General features: G+C 33.0%; 14 protein-coding genes and 1 pseudogene. 7 read left to right on the top strand and 8 right to left on the bottom strand.

All coding sequences use genetic code 11. The annotated features are described in order from the left end of the window. Window positions 1–7 precede the first annotated feature (7 nt). Complete coding sequence (locus J3R86_RS11815) at window positions 8–1,993, bottom strand: adhesin (protein ID WP_207517465.1); 1,986 nt, start codon at window positions 1,991–1,993, stop codon at window positions 8–10. A 1,125-nt stretch (window positions 1,994–3,118) separates the two neighbouring features. Here J3R86_RS11815 and J3R86_RS11820 point away from each other — a divergent pair. Continuing rightward, the gene (locus J3R86_RS11820) at window positions 3,119–4,171 is read left to right on the top strand and encodes an LLM class flavin-dependent oxidoreductase (RefSeq protein ID WP_207517466.1); all 1,053 of its coding nucleotides are present in this window, start codon (window positions 3,119–3,121) and stop codon (window positions 4,169–4,171) included. A gap of 20 nt (window positions 4,172–4,191) precedes the next feature. Further along, window positions 4,192–4,554: a hypothetical protein gene (locus tag J3R86_RS11825; protein ID WP_207517467.1), complete on the top strand. Its 363-nt coding sequence runs from the start codon at window positions 4,192–4,194 to the stop codon at window positions 4,552–4,554. Window positions 4,555–4,649: 95 nt separating this feature from the next. Here the strand turns inward: J3R86_RS11825 and J3R86_RS11830 are convergent, their stop codons facing one another. The 5 genes from J3R86_RS11830 to J3R86_RS11850 form a co-directional block, all read right to left on the bottom strand. Further along, window positions 4,650–5,261 (bottom strand): flavin reductase family protein, encoded by a 612-nt coding sequence (locus J3R86_RS11830; RefSeq protein WP_207517468.1) that lies wholly within the window; start codon window positions 5,259–5,261, stop codon window positions 4,650–4,652. A gap of 24 nt (window positions 5,262–5,285) precedes the next feature. After that, entirely contained in the window at window positions 5,286–5,771 is a 486-nt protein-coding gene (locus tag J3R86_RS11835; RefSeq protein ID WP_207517469.1) for a peptide-methionine (S)-S-oxide reductase, read from the bottom strand. Between the two features lie 99 nt (window positions 5,772–5,870). Next, a complete protein-coding gene (locus tag J3R86_RS11840; protein ID WP_207517470.1) occupies window positions 5,871–6,356 on the bottom strand; it encodes a GNAT family N-acetyltransferase in 486 nt (161 codons plus the stop codon). A gap of 219 nt (window positions 6,357–6,575) precedes the next feature. Further along, window positions 6,576–10,034, bottom strand: coding sequence for an Ig-like domain-containing protein (locus J3R86_RS11845; RefSeq protein ID WP_207517471.1), 3,459 nt, complete (start codon window positions 10,032–10,034; stop codon window positions 6,576–6,578). A gap of 596 nt (window positions 10,035–10,630) precedes the next feature. Continuing rightward, window positions 10,631–11,722 (bottom strand): aldo/keto reductase, encoded by a 1,092-nt coding sequence (locus J3R86_RS11850; RefSeq protein ID WP_207517472.1) that lies wholly within the window; start codon window positions 11,720–11,722, stop codon window positions 10,631–10,633. A 169-nt stretch (window positions 11,723–11,891) separates the two neighbouring features. On the opposite strand from J3R86_RS11850, the gene J3R86_RS11855 reads away from it, so the two are divergent. Then, on the top strand, window positions 11,892–12,272 hold the full coding sequence (locus tag J3R86_RS11855; RefSeq protein ID WP_207517473.1) for an iron chaperone: 381 nt from the start codon (window positions 11,892–11,894) through the stop codon (window positions 12,270–12,272). A gap of 624 nt (window positions 12,273–12,896) precedes the next feature. On the opposite strand, the gene icaR is transcribed toward J3R86_RS11855, so the two are convergent. After that, complete coding sequence (gene icaR, locus J3R86_RS11860; protein ID WP_207517474.1) at window positions 12,897–13,457, bottom strand: ica operon transcriptional regulator IcaR; 561 nt, start codon at window positions 13,455–13,457, stop codon at window positions 12,897–12,899. 163 nt (window positions 13,458–13,620) lie between these two features. Here icaR and icaA point away from each other — a divergent pair, with 163 nt between their 5' ends. The 4 genes and pseudogenes from icaA (at window position 13,621) to icaC (ending at window position 17,047) form a co-directional block, all read left to right on the top strand. Beyond that, window positions 13,621–14,865, top strand: coding sequence for a poly-beta-1,6 N-acetyl-D-glucosamine synthase IcaA (gene icaA, locus J3R86_RS11865; RefSeq protein ID WP_207517475.1), 1,245 nt, complete (start codon window positions 13,621–13,623; stop codon window positions 14,863–14,865). Continuing rightward, entirely contained in the window at window positions 14,829–15,146 is a 318-nt protein-coding gene (icaD, locus tag J3R86_RS11870) for an intracellular adhesion protein IcaD (protein WP_207517476.1), read from the top strand. Before icaA ends, icaD begins: the two co-directional genes overlap by 37 nt. Next, window positions 15,133–16,008: an intercellular adhesin biosynthesis polysaccharide N-deacetylase gene (gene icaB, locus J3R86_RS11875; RefSeq protein WP_207517477.1), complete on the top strand. Its 876-nt coding sequence runs from the start codon at window positions 15,133–15,135 to the stop codon at window positions 16,006–16,008. Before icaD ends, icaB begins: the two co-directional genes overlap by 14 nt. Continuing rightward, a pseudogene (icaC, locus tag J3R86_RS11880) lies at window positions 15,995–17,047 on the top strand (polysaccharide intercellular adhesin biosynthesis/export protein IcaC). Before icaB ends, icaC begins: the two are co-directional and overlap by 14 nt. 197 nt (window positions 17,048–17,244) lie before the next feature. Here icaC and lip read toward each other — a convergent pair. Then, window positions 17,245–19,332: a YSIRK-targeted triacylglycerol lipase gene (gene lip, locus J3R86_RS11885; protein ID WP_207517478.1), complete on the bottom strand. Its 2,088-nt coding sequence runs from the start codon at window positions 19,330–19,332 to the stop codon at window positions 17,245–17,247. Window positions 19,333–19,481: the final 149 nt, after the last annotated feature.

Raw genomic sequence — 19,481 nt, forward strand, 5'->3', positions numbered from 1 at the left:
GCATTTTTTAACTGTGTTTGCGTCTGTGATAACGATTCAATCCAATAATAGCAAGACCTGCTGACAATAAGATGACAGATAATGGTAACCAATGGTGTTTAATAGCTTCCCCAGTTTTAGGTAGAGAAATATTACCATCATCATCAAGTAATCCACTTAACAAACCATCACCTGAACCTAATGTTAATATATCTTCTGGCGTCGGTGTTGGTAAATCAGGAATGTCATCTAGGATACTGTGGCCACCTAACAATCCTGCACCATCATTTAATACATTAGACAATTGGCCTAGCTGATCAGAGCTATTTCTGTTATTCAATCTATCCAACAAACTAGGACGATTTGTGATAGGTGATAAAATATCATTAATATTTCGTTTCGTTTGATTCAAACGCTGTTGTAATTGTAATAAATCATCCGCTTTACCATTCAATGCCGCTTTAACTAAACTAAGCATCTTAGACTGATCTTGTTCTGCTTTAGTAATTAAATCTGCCAATAATTTAGCTTTGCCTTGTTCAATACGTGTCGCTAAAATCGTTTCGATCGCTTGTCTTTTATCTTTAGCATTATTAATTACTTCTTGTAAAATATCATCCGCAGTTGCCTTTCCAGATGATATAAAATGACGTTTGAGCTGATCAACAATTTGATTATTAGTCAATTTCTTATCTACAAATTGTTTCGCTAATGACTGTGCTTCTTGTGAACTTAATTTTGTTGATAATAATTGGCTAATTAATTGTTCTTTATCTTTAGATTGATCCAACATAGCTTTCAAGATATCGTCACTATTATTTAATGTTAAACCATCGATGTGATGAGCAATTTGATCTGCAATCTGCTGATCTGTTTGGTGTGTCGTTGTAATATTGTTTAATATTCGGTCCGCTTCATTTTTACTAAAGACACTGTTAACAATATTTTGTACAGCTTGATCTTTATTTTTAGTATTAGCTAATTGCTTCAAGATAATTTGTCTTTGTTTAGCGATACTTTGTTTAGTATTGATTACTTCTTTTTTCAAAGTTGCTTTATCAGAAGCAGATAAATCTGATTTATTAATTTGTTTATCCAAATTTTGTAAAGCGTTTAATTTACGTAATGTATATTGTTTTGCTGGTTGATGACTATCATGAGTGATTTTAGATGCTAAATTATAATTGATTTTATCACTACCTTGTAACTGTTGTGATATTTTATTAGCTTTATCTTCACTGTTATTTAATAGTACATCCTCTTTACTAAGATCTTTTATGGTATCTTGAGCTTCGTCTTTTGATACATCATTGTCGTTATTAGACGCTTCATCAGATGATTGTGCATTGTGACCTTGATCATTAATTTCACTAGTATTAGAAGTTTGATTTTCTTGTTTAGTCGCTTGATCTATCTTATCTAAATCACTTAATGCTTGATTCACTTTATCACTGACATCGTCACGTTTAGCATGGTCATCAGTTGCACCTTCTTCTTTAGTTGCATCTTTATGAGACGTTACCATCTTTTCTTCTGTCGAATCATTTTGTTGACTACTATCAACTTTATCGTCTAATTCATCTAAATCAGCTAAAAATTGATCAAGTTTCTCTTCAGTGTTATCGTTCTTAGCTTTTGTTGAATCTACTGAATTAGCAGAGTTATCGTTATCATCTTTAGTTGTATCTTGTTGCTTAGCTTTATTGTCGTCATTAGCCTGTTGAACGATATCATCAATGTCTGAAGATGATGTTACTTTTTCTAATTTTTTCTTAAATTGCGTTTTCTTGTTATCAGTCAAATGCGCCATTTTTGAAATGTCGTTCTTAGCATCATCAATATCTTGTTCTAATTGTTTATCTCGTGCTTGCTCATCAACTGCAGTACGTTGACTATCTTCTGCATGCGCCTCATGATTACTGATATTAACAGTCATTAAAGAACTACTCAAAATCATGGCTGAACATGTTAATTTCACATAAAACTTAAATGGGTGTGAATGCATTTTTGCCATCAACTTACTCCTTCCATACTTCTTCGAATAAATATTTAATTTCAATTATATACCAATTTACTGGAAAATTACATAAGTCAGCGTAGCTTTTATAAATCAAAGTTCTCACTAAATCCATATAAACTTCTTCAAAGTAATCTTCAAATATAATGTATTTCCCTTTATAATCTAATATTTTATAATAGAATTAAGTATGGGCGTAATCCCTCTTTTTCTATAGTTGTGGTGACTTAAATGATAGGGTATTGTGCCCTTTTTTCAAAATACGTCAATTCATAGTTCACTTTCGTTTTTTCGAAGCTGGCCAAAATAAAATCACAACCATAAAAAGTAAAAAATAAATAATAAACCAAAAATCTAAATGACTCTGATTTACCTGCTGATATATAAAAATCAGCATCAAGATAGACATAATTAATTGCACAGAAAATCGTAACCACATAAAAATCTAGCCCCTTTAACAAATTCTATTAATGATAATTTACTATATTAAGCATAAAGTAAAAAGTATTACTTTAATGATTTTTAAAATTATTAAAATAGTTTCTTAACTTTGATATCATTTATTTTCTTTTTATAAGGTTAAGAGCATTTTTAAATACCTACTAGCTCCTTGTTTTGATACATATTGCATATCGTTCGCACCTCTCCCACATTTTACTTCCGATTGATCTTAAACGTACTATCATTTTAAAACCACATCTAAATGGGAGTGGGACAGAAATAAATTTTATATAAAATTTATTTCGTAGATGCCCGTCTTGCACATTTAGAACTAGTTAGATTTACAATCTTTACTAGTTCTTGCCCAACCTTGCCCGTCTTGCACATTAAAGTAAAAATTTTAATTATAAAATTTTTCTATGACGGGTCCCTCCCACCCCGGCAAGACTGACTAGGTTTTCAAAATGGTGATTTATCAACGCTTTGAAAACCAGACAGTTACTGCCAAATGCTTAAATTTAAGTGTAAAATACATTTTGTCCCAGGCTCTATAACCATAATTATAAGCTTCATAAAAGTTATGCAATAAAAATCTCTAATTCGAAATATAATCATTGACAGAACTCTTATTGCGCATTACAATGAATCCAGTATAAAAAATATACCCAAAGAGGTGTACTAATGAAAATCGAACTTGGGTTAACTTCTTTTGCTGATAATGGACCTATTCATACACCTAATGGTATTGAAAAGGCTATCCCACAAGCACAAAGAATAAGAAATATTGTTGAAGAAATAGAACTAGCAGATCAATTGGGGTTAGATATTTATGGTTTAGGAGAGCATCATCGTCAAGATTACGCTGTATCTGATCCTGTAACTGTTCTGGCTGCTGCAGCAAGTAGAACGAAAAATATTAAGCTATCATCAGCTGTCACAGTATTATCATCAGATGACCCTGTACGTGTTTATGAACGATTCTCAACTTTAGATGCTGTGTCAAATGGTCGAGCTGAAATCATGGTTGGTAGAGGCTCATTTATCGAATCCTTTCCATTATTCGGCTTTAATTTAGACGATTATGAAACTTTATTTAATGAAAAATTGGAACTACTGTTACAAATCAACCAACATGAAGTCATCACTTGGGAGGGCTCACTTAGACCTAGTTTAAAACAAGCTGCTGTATACCCACGAACTGAACATGGTGATTTACCAATATGGATTGCTACTGGAGGCACTCCGGAGTCTTCTTTAAGAGCTGGCGCTTTAGGTTTACCTATTGTATATGCTATCATTGGTGGCAACCCTATGCGTTTTACACGTAATATCGAAGTATATAAACAAGTTGCTGAAGCCTATGGCCATAATAGTGAACAGTTACCTATCGCCGTACATTCTTGGGGCTACATTGCTGAAACTGATGAACAAGCCCGACATGAGTTCTTCCCTTCTTTGAAAGCACACCAAGACGTACTGGGAAAAGAGCGAGGTTGGCCACCTTATGATGAAAATTCATTTGAACGTGAAATTGGCAACCAAGGTGCACTTTACTTAGGTAGTCCTGAAACTGTAGCACAGAAAATCATTATGACGATAGAAGGTTTAGGTATTAACCGTTTTATGATGCACATACCTGTAGGGTCTATGCCACACGATAAAACAATGGAAGCTATTCGATTGTTTGGCGAAAGAGTAAAACCTATCGTTGATAAGCACTTTAATAATAATTAACTATTTGGAGGAAATGAATTATGATTTTACGTTATGTAACAAATTTAAAAATTGCTAAAGAACTATACGAAGCGAGTAAACCAAAATTAAAAGGTGACCAAGGTATGCAAGATACATTTTCAAATGTCTTTGGTTTACCATCAAGCATGGTTAAATATGTAGGCGCTGCTGAAGCTGCAACAGCTGCTTTATATTCAGTAAGTTTCTTAAACAAAAACGTTTCAAGACTTGCTTCTTTATCAACGATTGGTATTTTAAGTGTCGCTGCCTATAAACACTTCGAAGCTGGCCAAGGTAAAAAAGGTGCACAACATGCACTTGATTTAGTTGGACTTGCTACATTAAGCCTATTAGATACTATTGGTGGTAGCAAAAACAAATAATTAACTATTGAATTAACCCCCTGCAAATCATTAATTTACAGGGGGGATTTTTGTATAAATGCGCTCAAAATATTCATTGATACTCATGCCAATTTTTATTCTATTGGTCTATCTATAGTAAATATGTCACCTATATTAGCATAGTCATTACCCGCTAAACGTGATACTGCGTTTAAATGCGTAGCATCTATTTTATAATTCTCTTTATATACATCATCTTCTATATGATATGTCACAACTTCACCAATGATTAAATCCGCACCATTGTCTTCGGAACCTAAAACAATAATTTGATCTAAGCGGCACTCTAAACGAATACTCGCTTCTTTAATACCGGGCGTTTTAATATTGGTTGATGGTATTGTTGTAAAAGTGGTGCGATTCAACTCACTATCACTGTATGGCAAAGGTGCTGCCGTTTCATTAATATCAGCAACATTATTTTTATCAGTAATATGTACAACAAAGTCACCATTACTATCGATATTAACTGCTGTATCCTTACGTTTTCCGTTAGATCGTTGTACAGCTATCGCTATCATTGGCGGTTCATTGTTAACAATATTAAAGAAACTAAAAGGTGCTGCATTCATAGATTGATCTTGATTCATTGTAGTGACGAATGCTATAGGTCTAGGAATAATTGACCCTATCAATAGTTTATAATTATCTTTAGCAGACATGTCGTTGGCATTGAATGTTGGCATCATCATTCACACCTTTCTTTATTTTTAATTGTCATATCTATATTTATATAATAACTCTGGATGAATGTGACACATCGCGATATCTTCTGGATATTTTTTCAAATGTTGTTGATGTTCTTCACTACTTTTAACATAATTAGATAGAGGTAAGACTTCTACTGCAATACGCGCTCTATCTTGTCTCTGATTGATAAATTGTCGTGCTTCAATTAAATGTTGGTTCACTACGCTATAAATACCTGTACGATATTTACGACCAACATCATTACCTTGGCGATTGATGCTATATGGGTCTATAATTTCGAATAAATATGTCATAATGTCAAATACCGTTAATTTACATTGATCAAAATCTATTTTCACACATTCAACGTAGCCATCATAATCTCCTTGTAAATCTAAAGATGAACCATTTGCACGCCCTGCTTCTGTAGATATAATTCCAGGAATTGTTGAAAAAAATGCTTCAACACCCCATAAACATCCACCAGCTACATAAATCGTCTCCATTTCCGTCTCCTTATATATAAAAGTATAGATACGTTGCTTGCTAGTCTATCAGCTATTTTTTCATAATGATAGTACTTTTACTTCATTATCTATTGTCACTCAATAAACATCTTTTACTAAGTTATACCAGGTGATGCCACCATGAGAAGACTCAGAAACACCTTCATTAATATAACCATAATGTTCGTAGAGTGATACTAATTCATTTTTACAAGTTAATGTGACAGCTGTGCGTTGATGTTGTTGCGCCAGTTGTTCAAAATATTTTAACAAGCGTCCAGCAATACCTTGGTGCCTATATTCAGGTGCTACAGCAACACCTAAGATACTCAAATAACCGCCTTGCTCAGGATTATAATCAATATGCTCAAATAAGTCGTCGGTAATGTATCTTTGAGTTATGACTGGTCCATTAATATACCCCGCAATTGCTCCATTATCTTCTAAAACGATAAACGTATCATTGATACAATTAATTCTCTCTCTTAACGCTTCAGCTGACGCACGCTCTTCTTCTGAAAAGCCTATATTTTCAATTCTAATCAATTCATCTAAATCATTTAAAGTTGCATGCCTAAAATGCATATCATCACCCCTTCTAATACTATGACATATTATCATATAAAATCATCTTACAATCGACATATTTATTATGACAACTACATTGATTTTATAGTGTTATATTTTAATTCTTTATTGTTTTATGTAGTGACATTAGCAATATATAAAAACTCGCTCCATATCTCTATTAATACGGAGCGAGTTAATCTTCTTTAACAATTTTTTTATTTAGTTAAAATTTAATTATTTTTCTTCTTTTTTCTTACGTCTACCGAACATGAACAATGATCCTAACGCTGCAAGTAAACCACCAAATAATGTTCCATTATTAGCAGTATCATTGTTACCAGTTTCAGGTAATCCTTCATCATGACCGTGTTTTGGCTCTCCATGTCCATCATGATGATCATGTTCTGGTGTTCCTTCATGATGGTCTGAATCGCTGTCGGAATCTGAGTCTGAATCGCTGTCCGAATCTGAGTCGCTATCTGAGTCTGAGTCGCTATCGGAATCTGAATCGCTGTCTGAATCTGAATCACTGTCTGAATCGGAATCGCTATCTGAGTCTGAGTCGCTATCTGAGTCGGAATCACTGTCTGAATCTGAGTCACTGTCTGAGTCTGAGTCACTGTCTGAATCTGAGTCGCTATCTGAGTCGGAATCACTGTCTGAGTCGGAATCGCTATCGGAATCTGAATCACTGTCTGAGTCTGAGTCGCTATCGGAATCTGAATCACTATCGGAATCTGAATCGCTGTCTGAATCTGAGTCACTGTCGGAATCTGAATCACTGTCTGAATCTGAATCGCTATCTGAGTCGGAATCGCTGTCTGAGTCTGAATCGCTGTCAGAGTCGGAATCGCTATCTGAGTCTGAGTCGCTATCGGAATCTGAATCGCTATCGGAATCTGAATCACTGTCAGAGTCTGAGCCACTATCTGAGTCTGAGTCACTGTCGGAATCTGAATCGCTGTCGGAATCTGAGTCACTATCGGAATCTGAGTCACTGTCGGAATCTGAGTCACTATCGGAATCTGAGTCACTGTCGGAATCTGAGTCACTGTCTGAGTCTGAGTCGCTATCGGAATCTGAGTCGCTGTCTGAATCTGAATCGCTGTCTGAGTCTGAATCACTGTCTGAGTCTGAGTCGCTATCGGAATCGGAATCGCTGTCTGAATCTGAATCGCTATCTGAGTCTGAGTCACTATCTGAGTCTGAATCAGAATCACTGTCTGAATCTGAATCGCTGTCTGAATCTGAGTCACTGTCTGAATCGGAATCGCTGTCTGAATCTGAGTCACTGTCGGAATCTGAGTCGCTGTCTGAATCTGAATCGCTATCGGAATCGGAGTCACTGTCGGAATCTGAGTCGCTATCTGAATCGGAATCACTGTCTGAGTCACTATCTGAATCTGAGTCACTGTCTGAGTCTGAGTCGCTATCTGAATCGGAATCACTGTCTGAGTCGCTATCTGAGTCCGAGTCGCTATCTGAGTCTGAATCGCTATCTGAGTCTGAGTCGCTGTCGGAATCAGAATCACTGTCTGAATCTGAGTCACTATCGGAATCTGAGTCACTGTCGGAATCTGAATCGCTATCTGAGTCTGAATCGCTGTCCGAATCAGAATCACTATCTGAGTCTGAGTCGCTATCGGAATCTGAGTCGCTGTCTGAATCTGAGTCGGAATCGCTATCGGAATCTGAATCACTGTCTGAGTCTGAGTCGCTATCGGAATCTGAATCGCTGTCTGAGTCTGAATCACTATCAGGTATTTCACCGCTACTATCACTTGAGCCGTTTTGGAATTGATAGAAATTCGTTAGATTTGTTGCAACTCTATGGTTATTTATATCTTGTACTGTTACTTTCCAATCAAGTGAAGCTTGACCATATGTGAAATCATCATCTTCAAATGCTGTTTGTTGCACAATATATCTTTTACCATTCATTAAATTCGAACCAAAATCAATAGTTGCAGTTTTGTTATTGTTAGTATAATTGACTTTAAATTGACTCGTAACATCTTTCAATTTACTGTAGTCAGGATAGAAACTATCAACCATATCATTTGCGCTAACTTCATAAATTTTAAAATTACTTTTACTTGGATCAAAATGTAACTTACTTAAATTAGTTTCAAATTTTGTATTGTAATAATCTTTACCACTATTACCAGCTTCATTAATATAAGCCGCTACTGTTTTACTATGATTTACTGGATCAACATAGTTCGTAAATCCTTCAATAATTGACTTTTTATTATTATTGTAATTAACCACTACATTTTTATTAAATGTTTCACCAGCAAATGTGTAACTCATAGGGTAAACTTTATTATCTACAGTTGTTTTCTCTTGTCTATTAAAGGCTGTCATATTGACATAACCTTTGATATTATCATATTTATCAACAATATCAGTAAAGGTATAATTTATCGTATTCGTCGCCTTGTCATAAACACCATTTGCCAACACTTCGCTACCATTACCATAATAAATTTTGTAAGTATCTGATGGTAACGTCAATGTTCCCGGTCTTAAATAATCACCAAAAGTCATTTTAAAAGTGTCTCCGGCTTTAACACTATTATCGACTGTGAAATCAAATTTAGCTCTCATATAACCATTTGCTTTAGGTCTGAATTCTTCCACACCATTTTGTGAATAACCACTTGGATTAACATCTAAAGTCATATTAGTCGCTTTTACTAAATCACTAACATCTTGACCTGTTGCTGCCGCAGCCACGAATGCTGTTGGTTGTGCAGTTGTTGTACCTTGTGGATTTGTAACTGCTAATCTTCTAAAAGTTCTAGGTGCTGTAGCATAGGCACTATTAGCTTCTGCTTTTTGTGCATAATTTTTTAACAATTCTGCCTTAACATCTTTATTTGTTAAATTATTAAAATCAATATCCGTATCTTTTAAAGATGTTTTTACTTCTTCTGTTGACACATTAGTATTATTAGCGATGTAATTAGCTAAAGCTGTTTTCTTAGACTCTGTTGTTGGTTTGTTAACGATATTTTCAATAGCTGTATTTGACTGTTCATAATTTTTTTCTTGAGTGATTATTTCGGTATTAGTACTTGCTGTTGATTTTGCCATATCTTTATTAGATGCAAGTTCATTGTTAATAGCTGTTCGTGTTTCAACTTTACTATTGTCAATTTGAGGTTGTGGCGCAGATTCTGTTCTTGTGGCTGATGTTTCTGTAGTTTTCTTATTTTCTTTATCTTGTGTTGTCACAGTAGATGCTGTTTCTGTTGTAGAATCTACTGATTTATCTTCTTGTATTGTTTTTTCATCTTCAATTTCAGATGTTTTAACTGTCGAACTTTCGTCCTTAGTATTACTCATATTACTTTGAGGTTGCTCATCTTTTGATACAACATCAGTTTTACCCTGTCTTTCAGGTGTTACTTGTGATTCTTGATTATCAACATTTTTCATAGTTGTTGCTTCAGTTGGTGTTTCCGTTGCTCCTTCAGAATTAACTGAATTTGCTTCATTCGTTTGATTGTCATTCAAAGTTGCAGTATGTATCTCACTTGCTTCTGCTTCCTTATTTGCTCCAAAAAGTACTGCTGTTCCTACCAAAATAGATGCTGTTCCTACAGTAAATTTTCTGATTGAATACTTATTCAATTTGTTTGATTGGAAATCCACTCTCTTTTTAATAGGTCCAATTCTTTTTTTCATTTACATTCTCCTTCGTCCAACAATTTAAAACAATTTAATATCACATATTTTTAAAAATATGAATACATATAGTTTTATACTGTTGTATTTTACATAATTAACTATGTATCAATCATATTATTAGTTTATACTAATATCGTCAACTTTATATTTTTTATATTAAAATAAATTTTAATTGAATTGTTTATTTATTTCTAATTTTGATTAAATGAAAAGCATGATCAATACGGTCAAATATTCATTTTTGCTGCAAAAACAATTTAACAAAGTTATAATTTTTTACAGTTCTATCTAAATGAACTTCTTTTCATTGCTCTCTTTTTAGTATTTGATTCTTTTTAAAAATCAATTTTTTATATCACTCTTTTATCTTAAAAACAAAAATTTATTTCTATAATGTTAATTTTTTTATTAACTTTAAAAACAAAATCAAAATTTAATTTGTGTCTATCTCTTGAACTTTTTTATCTTGATTTGTAAATGGATTAATATAACTCACTAATTTTTGATATAAAATAACTCATTAAATATCTGAACAAAAAAAGACTGCCAACAAATGTTGTTGACAGCCTTTTAAATATAAATAAATTATTATATTAATATTTTTGAATGATATTTGGTTTTTTAGACATCAGTTGATTATATGCTGCTAGATATGATTTTTCTGCATTCGATGCTCTATCATAAGCGTTCATAGCACGATGCCATAATGGATAGATAGGTTCTGGTGTCGTTAATGTTGAAATCATATCAATTTCTTCAGAAGTTAATTGTAATTGATATGAGGCAATATTATCTTGTAACTGTTCTTTTGAACGTGCTGCTAAGACAATCGAATCAACATTAGGTCTTTGGCGTAACCACGCTAAAACAACTTGTGGTACTGATACACTATGGGTATGAGCAATCTGTGTCAATACATCAATCAAGTTATAAAATAGATCAGCATCCTTAATATACGGTTCAGCCCAACCATCACCTTGACGTGTACCTTTGTCACCTTGTCTATGTTGCTTGGTAATTTTTCCTGTTAACATACCTTCACCTAATGGAGACCAAATACTATTACCAATACCAAGTTCTTTACCAGCAGGCAATAATTCATATTCAGCTTCTCTAGACTCAGGTGTATAGTAAATTTGTTGAGCTATTGGTGGTGCTAAGTGGTTTTGTACAGCATAAGTATGCGTCTTAGCTAATGACCAACCACTATAATTTGACACACCCCAATAACGTATTTTCCCACCACGAATCAAATCGTTCATCGTTTGTACCGTTTCTTCAACAGGTACCTGACCATCCCATACGTGAACATAATATAAATCAACATAATCTGTACCTAAACGTTTAAGAGAATGATCAATTGAACGTTCAATGTTAAGTCGAGATGCTCCTATATTATTAGGGTTATTATCATATGGAAAACCTGTTTTGGTACTGATAACCATTTGCTCTCGTTTATTGCGAATAGATTTTCCTAAAGCTTTTTCAGCATCACCTTTAGCATACAAGTTCGCCGTATCAAATTGGTTGATGCCTTCATCTAACGCATAATCAATCATACGATCAATATCTTTTTTAGACATACCGCCAGCATTTTCAAAGCCATGTGTAGCAGCAAAAGGAATTGTACCTAAAGCATATTTTGAAACATTCAGTCCAGAGTTCCCTAGTAACGTATAATCCATAACTTTTCCTCCTAAAATTCTTCAATGAATACATCATGAGTGTTTATTATTTTTAGCTTAATACTAAGTTATTCCCTATTAACATAGTTGTTAGACAAAAGTTAAGCATATATCAAAAGATTTATGAATCATCGTGCTATGATAATGAAAACAATTAGGAAGTTTATTTGTGACTAAAGCGTACAAAGTATTCCTTTCAGATATGACTCAAGATAGCCATCGACATAAATTAAATGTTCTTTTTCAATGGATTGAACAACAGTTTCCAGAATTACAATGTACCATTAAATGGCATCAACCTATATTTACACATCACCAAACGTTTATTATTGGTTTTAGTATTGCTAAAAATCATGTCACTATATCACCAGAACCAGGCTGTTTAAAGTATGTCACTCAACGAATTCAAGATAACGGTTATAGTCACACTGAATTTATCTTTCGCATAAAATGGCATGACTCCATTGATTACGACTTGTTGAGTGACATAATTAAGTTAAATATAACTGAAAAAGCAAATGTCACTACATTCTGGCATACTTCAAAGTAAAATTGTTAAATACACATGCTTATTACTATACGCTTCCATGACTGACACAACTATAAATCTTTTGATAATATTGGTTATCAGAGTTCTAATTGCTTACCCTAGTTACCTCAATAACGTTAAAGTGACATATATCCCAAACAAAAAAATCGGACTGACGAAAAAATTAACAATCTTTTCATCAATCCGATTTATTAAAATACTAAAAATAGCACCTATCCTTGCGGTAGATACCGAATACTAAAGTAGTGTTCTTATATCGACTTTAGACGTGAGTATTCAGTATTTTATAGATAGAGACTCATATGATGCACTTTATTTATATTGGATGTTATCCAAATAAAGTCTCGGTGATTACGTTACTTTAGGGGATAATACTTATACCATTAGGGTTAAATCAATGTTACGCACTTACACGGTAATATTAGATGTCTTAAACAAGTTCCCAAAGAATAACCACAAATTATAATTGATATTTATTTTAATGTATTGTATTTTATTTATATATATTACCTATATTTAAGAATCTCAATTCTGAGGTGTGTTGTCAACTATACTAATTTTTTAAAATTAATATCATGTCTTTTATTACAGAGAGAAGTCTTTTATTACAAAAATATTACGTGTTTATTTTTTTAAAAATATATTCAAGAGTGAATAAACTTCATCTTTAAAGCGATTTTTACTCTCTTCAACTTCTCCAAATTTTTGAGAAAATGACGCTTTTAAATAGCAACTTTCTAAAAACAGCAATATCAAGTTTTTAAAATCTTCTTCAGACATTGTCATCTTCGTTTCATCGTAAAACCTTGATACTTCGTCGCTTAACTTACTATTTAAGCTTTGAATTTGATTATAAATATCTTCAGAAAACTCTTCAGGTGTATTAGACAATTGGACATACATTCTAATATACCTTTCTTCAACATCAAAAATAAATTCAAATAAAAACTGATATAGTGCATCAATAGAATAATTGGATTTATTTTGATTGATCAGAATAGTATTGGCCAGATAATCAAAGCAGCATTCTACACTTCGTTCATAAATATCCTTTTTCGAACCGAAATGATAGTAGACACTAGCTTTTCTTATATTCACACTTTTAGCTATATCATCAAGTGTTGTACCATCATACCCCTTCTCTGAAAATAAGGTTATTGCATTATCAATAATCTTATCCTTCAATTTTTCAAACCCCCTACGGAAAATTAATCACATAATGTTACAGGAAAATTAAGTTGCAATTACAAATATTTCCGTTTAATTATAACAACAATCTATTGCAAATTAAAATACTATCAATTACCATATGGCTTACAACCTAACTAACGAAAGGTAGGTAAACATCTTGCATTTTTTTAACTTTTTACTTTTTTATCCAGTTTTCATGTCTATTTATTGGATTGTAGGTTCAATTTATTACTTCTTTACTAAAGAAATTACACATAAAATGAACCGAAAATTAGACATTGATCCTGAAAAATTGGAAGGTATTTCATTTTTACTCGCGTGTTATAACGAAAGCGAGACAATCGAAGACACGTTGTCTAACGTATTGTCATTAAAATATGAGAAAAAAGAAATCATCATTATTAATGACGGTAGTTCTGACAACACAGCTGAACTTATCTACAAAATGAAAGAAGATCCAAATAATGACTTCATCTTTGTAGATTTGCAAGAAAACAGAGGTAAGGCAAATGCCCTTAACCAAGGTATTAAACATGCATCTTATGATTATGTTATGTGCTTAGATGCCGATACAATTGTGGCTGAAGATGCACCATATTACATGATCGAGAACTTTAAACATGATCCAAAACTTGGCGCGGTCACTGGCAATCCTAGAATACGTAATAAAAGTTCTATTTTAGGTAAAATCCAAACGATCGAATATGCTAGCTTAATTGGTTGTATTAAGCGTAGCCAAACACTTGCTGGTGCTGTTAATACGATTTCGGGTGTCTTCACATTATTCAAAAAAAGTGCAGTTGAAAATGTTGGTTACTGGGATACTGATATGATTACAGAAGATATTGCTGCATCTTGGAAACTTCATTTATCTGGTTATCATATCAAGTATGAACCACGCGCAATGTGTTGGATGCTTGTTCCAGAAACATTGGGAGGTTTATGGAAACAACGTGTTCGCTGGGCGCAAGGTGGTCACGAAGTATTACTTAGGGACTTTTTCACAACGATGAAAAAAAGAAAATTCCCACTATATATATTAATGTTTGAACAAATTATCTCAATTTTATGGGTATACATTGTTCTCTTATATTTAGGATATTTAATCATCACTGCTAATTTCTTAGATTACACATTTATGACATATAGTTTTTCTATTTTCTTGTTTTCATCATTTACTATGACATTTATAAACGTTGTTCAATTTACAGTCGCACTCTTTATCGATAGTCGCTACGAAAAGAAAAATATGGCCGGACTGATATTCGTCAGCTGGTACCCAACTGTTTATTGGATTATCAATGCCGCAGTTGTATTAGTCGCGTTTCCTAAGGCTTTAAAAAGAAAGAAAGGTGGTTACGCAACATGGTCAAGCCCAGACAGAGGGAATATCCAACGCTAAAATCATCCTTAAATATAGTTAGAGAAACATCACTAGTTGCGATTTCTTGTGTCTTTTGGATTTATTGTGTCGTTGTACTACTTGTTTATATTGGCACAATCTTTGATATCCAAGATGAAAGTATTATCACAATTCGTGTTGCTCTAAACATCGAAAATAAAGAAATATTCGAAATTTTCAAAACAATGGGGATCTTCTCAATTATCATCTTTGTCTTTTTTACAATTAGCTTGTTAATTCAAAGGTGGCAGAAAGGAAGACATCAGCGTGAAACCAAATAAATTTTTACTTATCGTAATGAGTATCATTCTCATCTTACCAATGATTACTCCAATTCACAATGTTGCATATGCAGATAGTGATGATGGTAAGCCTACAAAACTTAAATATCATAAAAATAGTGCCTTAGCACTTAACTACCATAGAGTAAGAAAAGCTGGATTTCTCAACAACTTCATCTATTTCTTCTCTAGTAGTAAAGAAATTAAGAACTATAGTGTTTCTAAATCTCAATTCGAGTCACAAATTAAGTGGTTGAAAAAACATGATGCTAAATTCTTAACATTAAAAGAGTTTCTTTATTACAAGGAGAAAGGCAAATTTCCTAAACGTAGTGTTTGGATAAATTTCGATGATATGGATGCTACAATTTATGAAAATGCCTATCCAATATTAAAGAAATATAAAGTTCCAGCAACTGGATTTGTCATTACGGGACATGTTGGTGAAAAGAATTTCCATAACTTAAATATGATTACTGAATCACAGTTAAAAGAGATGTATAGTTCAGGTTTATGGGAATTTGAAACGCATACTAACAATTTACATTCACTGTATAAAAATGACAAATCAAAAATGCTACAAACATCGAACAGTAAAATTACTGAAGATTTAGAAAAAAGCACCGATTATTTAACTAAACATTTTCATAAACCTCAAAAAACACTTGCCTATCCTTACGGTTTAATGAATGATGATAAATTGCCCGCTCTTAAAAAAGCAGGTATTAAATATGGTTTTTCATTAGAAGAAAAAGCAGTCACGCCAGACACCGACGACTACTTCATCCCAAGAATATTGATTAGTGATGATGCATTCGAGCATTTAATTAAGAGATGGGACGGATTTCATGAAGAAGATTAGACTTGAATTAGTATACTTACGAGCTTTAATTTGTACGATTATCATTATTACACACTTATTAACTCAAATTACCTTGGAACACGAAAATTTAGAAGGTGGTTCACTCGTATTACAATTTTACATTAGAAATATTGTTATCTTTGGTACACCTTGCTTTATTATCTTGTCTCAATTATTAACAACATTGAATTATCAAAAGGTTACATATAGATACCTTACTTCGCGTATCAAGTATATTTTAATTCCTTATCTTTTAATGGGGTTATTTTATAGCTATAGCGAATCATTATTAACAAATTCATCATTTAGTAAGCAGTTCCTTGAAAATGTATTACTTGGACAATGGTATGGTTATTTTATTGTTGTTATCATGCAGTTCTTTATTTTGAGTTATATTATCTTTAAAATAAATTACAATTTATTTAATAGTAAGATTCTGTTGTTACTATCATTTATCGTATAACAAGTATTCCTATACTATTTCTCTAACAATTCACAATTCCATGCTGCTGTACTACATTATTATCCTTTAAGTGAAAACACTATTATCTTTGGATGGATATTCTATTTCTTCCTAGGTGCTTATATTGGATATAATTATGATCGAGTTCTTAATTTCTTAGATCGCTTTTTAGTCATTATTCTAGTATTAGCAGTCGCATCATACTTTGTATTTATCGCTTTATCTAATGGTGATTATTGGAATGTCACAAGTTTTTCATATTCATTAACGCTTTATAATAGTGTTATGTTTATCGCTATATTAGGTATATGTACTCATTTTAAAACGATGTTATTCAACACCGTTCAAATGATTAGTGCATTCTCGTTCTTTATCTATTTGTTACATCCAATTATTTTAGATTCATTATTTGCTTACACAAACATTTTCGAAGACAATACTATTGTGTTCTTAGCAATATCATTGCTATTTATTATTGGACTATGTATTGGTGTCGGAATGATCTTGCGTGAATTCTATATTTTTAGATTTATTATAGGTAAACAACCATACAAACTTAATATTTTTGCTTACTAGTATGACCCACACAAAAACACTTGGTAGATGGAAAAATAGTTTCATCTACCAAGTGTTTTTTCATATTATGACACTTTATATTTGGCTAATTATTTAAATAATTGTCTGAGTACTCGGAAAAGTGAGCCGATAAGTTGGAAGAAGTCTGCCGTCATCATCAATACCCTCCCGTCATTTTATTCTTTAACATGCATATTTCAGCTTGTTTGTTGTTCTGCTTGCACTAAATCGTCTGCTAAACCATGCCAGAAATCTTGTAATTCTTCTCGAGTTCGTGCTGTATCAGTATTATCTTGACCTACAAAATCCACATGATCCCAATCATGACGTGTCGGTGTTACTTGCCAAATTCCTTTTTGCACTTGATCTGTAGCTTCTGTATATGCTTGGTTGAAAGGATGTTGAGAAGAAATCACAGATACTAAGCCATCGTTTTCTCTCCATTCTTTTTCAGTAGCTTTACCAATTAAATTACCTGTTAATACAAATGGTAAAAACATATTTAAATCTGCTTTTTGTCTATCGCCAATTAGAGCTTTATGTGTTGCTTCTCCTGTATATGTTTTATATACGATATTAGGATTTAATGACGTCTTACGGTTTAGCTCAGTCGCGCCATCTCTCGTTAAATCGTAAAAACCATTATCTTGTGATTTCCACAGTTTAGAATTTTTCACACGTTTAATATAATCAATATATGATTCATTAGGTTGTTGTTTTAAGCCCCATTGATCTAAACCAAAGTTAACGCGTGAATTTTTATTACCAAACATTTTACCTAAATCATAAACGACTTGGCGCACAATAGCTTCATTACCTGCTAAATCAGATGCATGTGTTCCATTATGCGGTGTTCCTAATGTGGTAATTGAAGATACCATATTGTCGTGATTTCCTTGGAATAAAGGTGAAATTTCGCCACCATGTTGTTGTTGATAGTCTATTTCTTCTTGGTTACCGTTACGTAGCAACTCTTCTAATTGACGAATCGTTTGACCACCCATACTATGACCAACTAAATGGACTTTTTGACCTGGTTGCCAATCTTTATAAACACCTTCATATGTTTTGCCATATCTTTCATGTCCATATTTTGCAGCGTGTGCAGCACCATAGTCTACACGGCCACCTTTAATATAGTAATATAACTCTACCGCACGATCATAGTTACTACCAAATGCACTAATGCTAGCTTCATGAGTTCGATAACCATTTTGTTCTAGGTCTTGACGAATATTCATTTTATCGCCACCCCAATAATGTGACAGTACTGATGGGTTAATATCATCTGTAAAACCATTGAAGCCATGTACTAAGATGATAGGGTCTTGGTTTTTATATTGTCCTTGTTTAGCAACTTTATTTGTTTGATCATCTTTAGTTTGTGACTCACGTTGAGATGAGGACTTATTTGGTGTTACTACTGCATTATTTTTCAAGACGTCTAAATCTCGCTGTTGTTTTTGATCTTTATCCTGACTGTTATCATCACTCTTAGTATTATCTAAGGTATCTAATACTGGCGTTGTCTTTTTAGATGTCGATGCTGTTACACGCTGTTCTTCTGGTTTAATGTCCTGTTGCTGAACTAGTTGTTGCTCAGCACCTTGTTGTTTAACTTTTTCTTCATTTTCAGAGACTTGTTGTGCATTGCCAGCACTTGTGGCTGTAGTGTCTTGATTTTTGTTATTGTCAACTGACCCTTCACTATCATCTCTGTTGACTTTAGATGCTGGGCTATTTGTATTGTCCTTTGTTAAATTAGTTGTTGTTTCTATTTGTTGCTCTTTAGCTTGTTGATTATCCTTCACTTCATCATTAGCATTTGTATTTTGTTGATGATTCTGTTGAGCATCGTCTTTTGTGTTCTGTTGTTCTTGTTTATCTGTCGTTATTGCTTCTTTGGTTGGCATTTGAGCTGCTAAACGACTATCTTTGGTTGATGCTCCTGTTGTGTCGTCTTGGTTATCATTTAACGCTTCATTCGTATCATGCTTATCTTGTTCGATGATACCTTTGTTACTATGTAAGTTTGTTGTATTTGCTTGATTTTCAGATTTCTGTAGTTTATCTGTCGTTGATGACTGTTCAGAATCTGCTTCCCTTGTTTGTTCTTCCCCAATAGATTGTGCTGTTACTGTACTCTGCTGTGAATTTCCCACATCCACATGCTTTTCAGCTGCTTGTGCATTTCCACCACCCATAAATAATAAAGTAGCAATGAGTATAGAAGATGTACCTACACTAAATTTACGAATACTGTATTTATTTTGTCTTGTTTTCATTGTCAGCACCTCTATTTGTATTGTATTTAAATGAATAAATTGATAATCACTCGAGGAATAAACCCAAATAACTTACTTAATAAAGCTTTCATATAACCATCCTTTCTTTTATACTTTTGAAAAAGTAAGCGTTTACATTAACATACAAA

The sequence above is a fragment of the Staphylococcus simiae genome, from assembly GCF_017357005.1.
GTDB lineage: Bacteria > Bacillota > Bacilli > Staphylococcales > Staphylococcaceae > Staphylococcus > Staphylococcus simiae_A.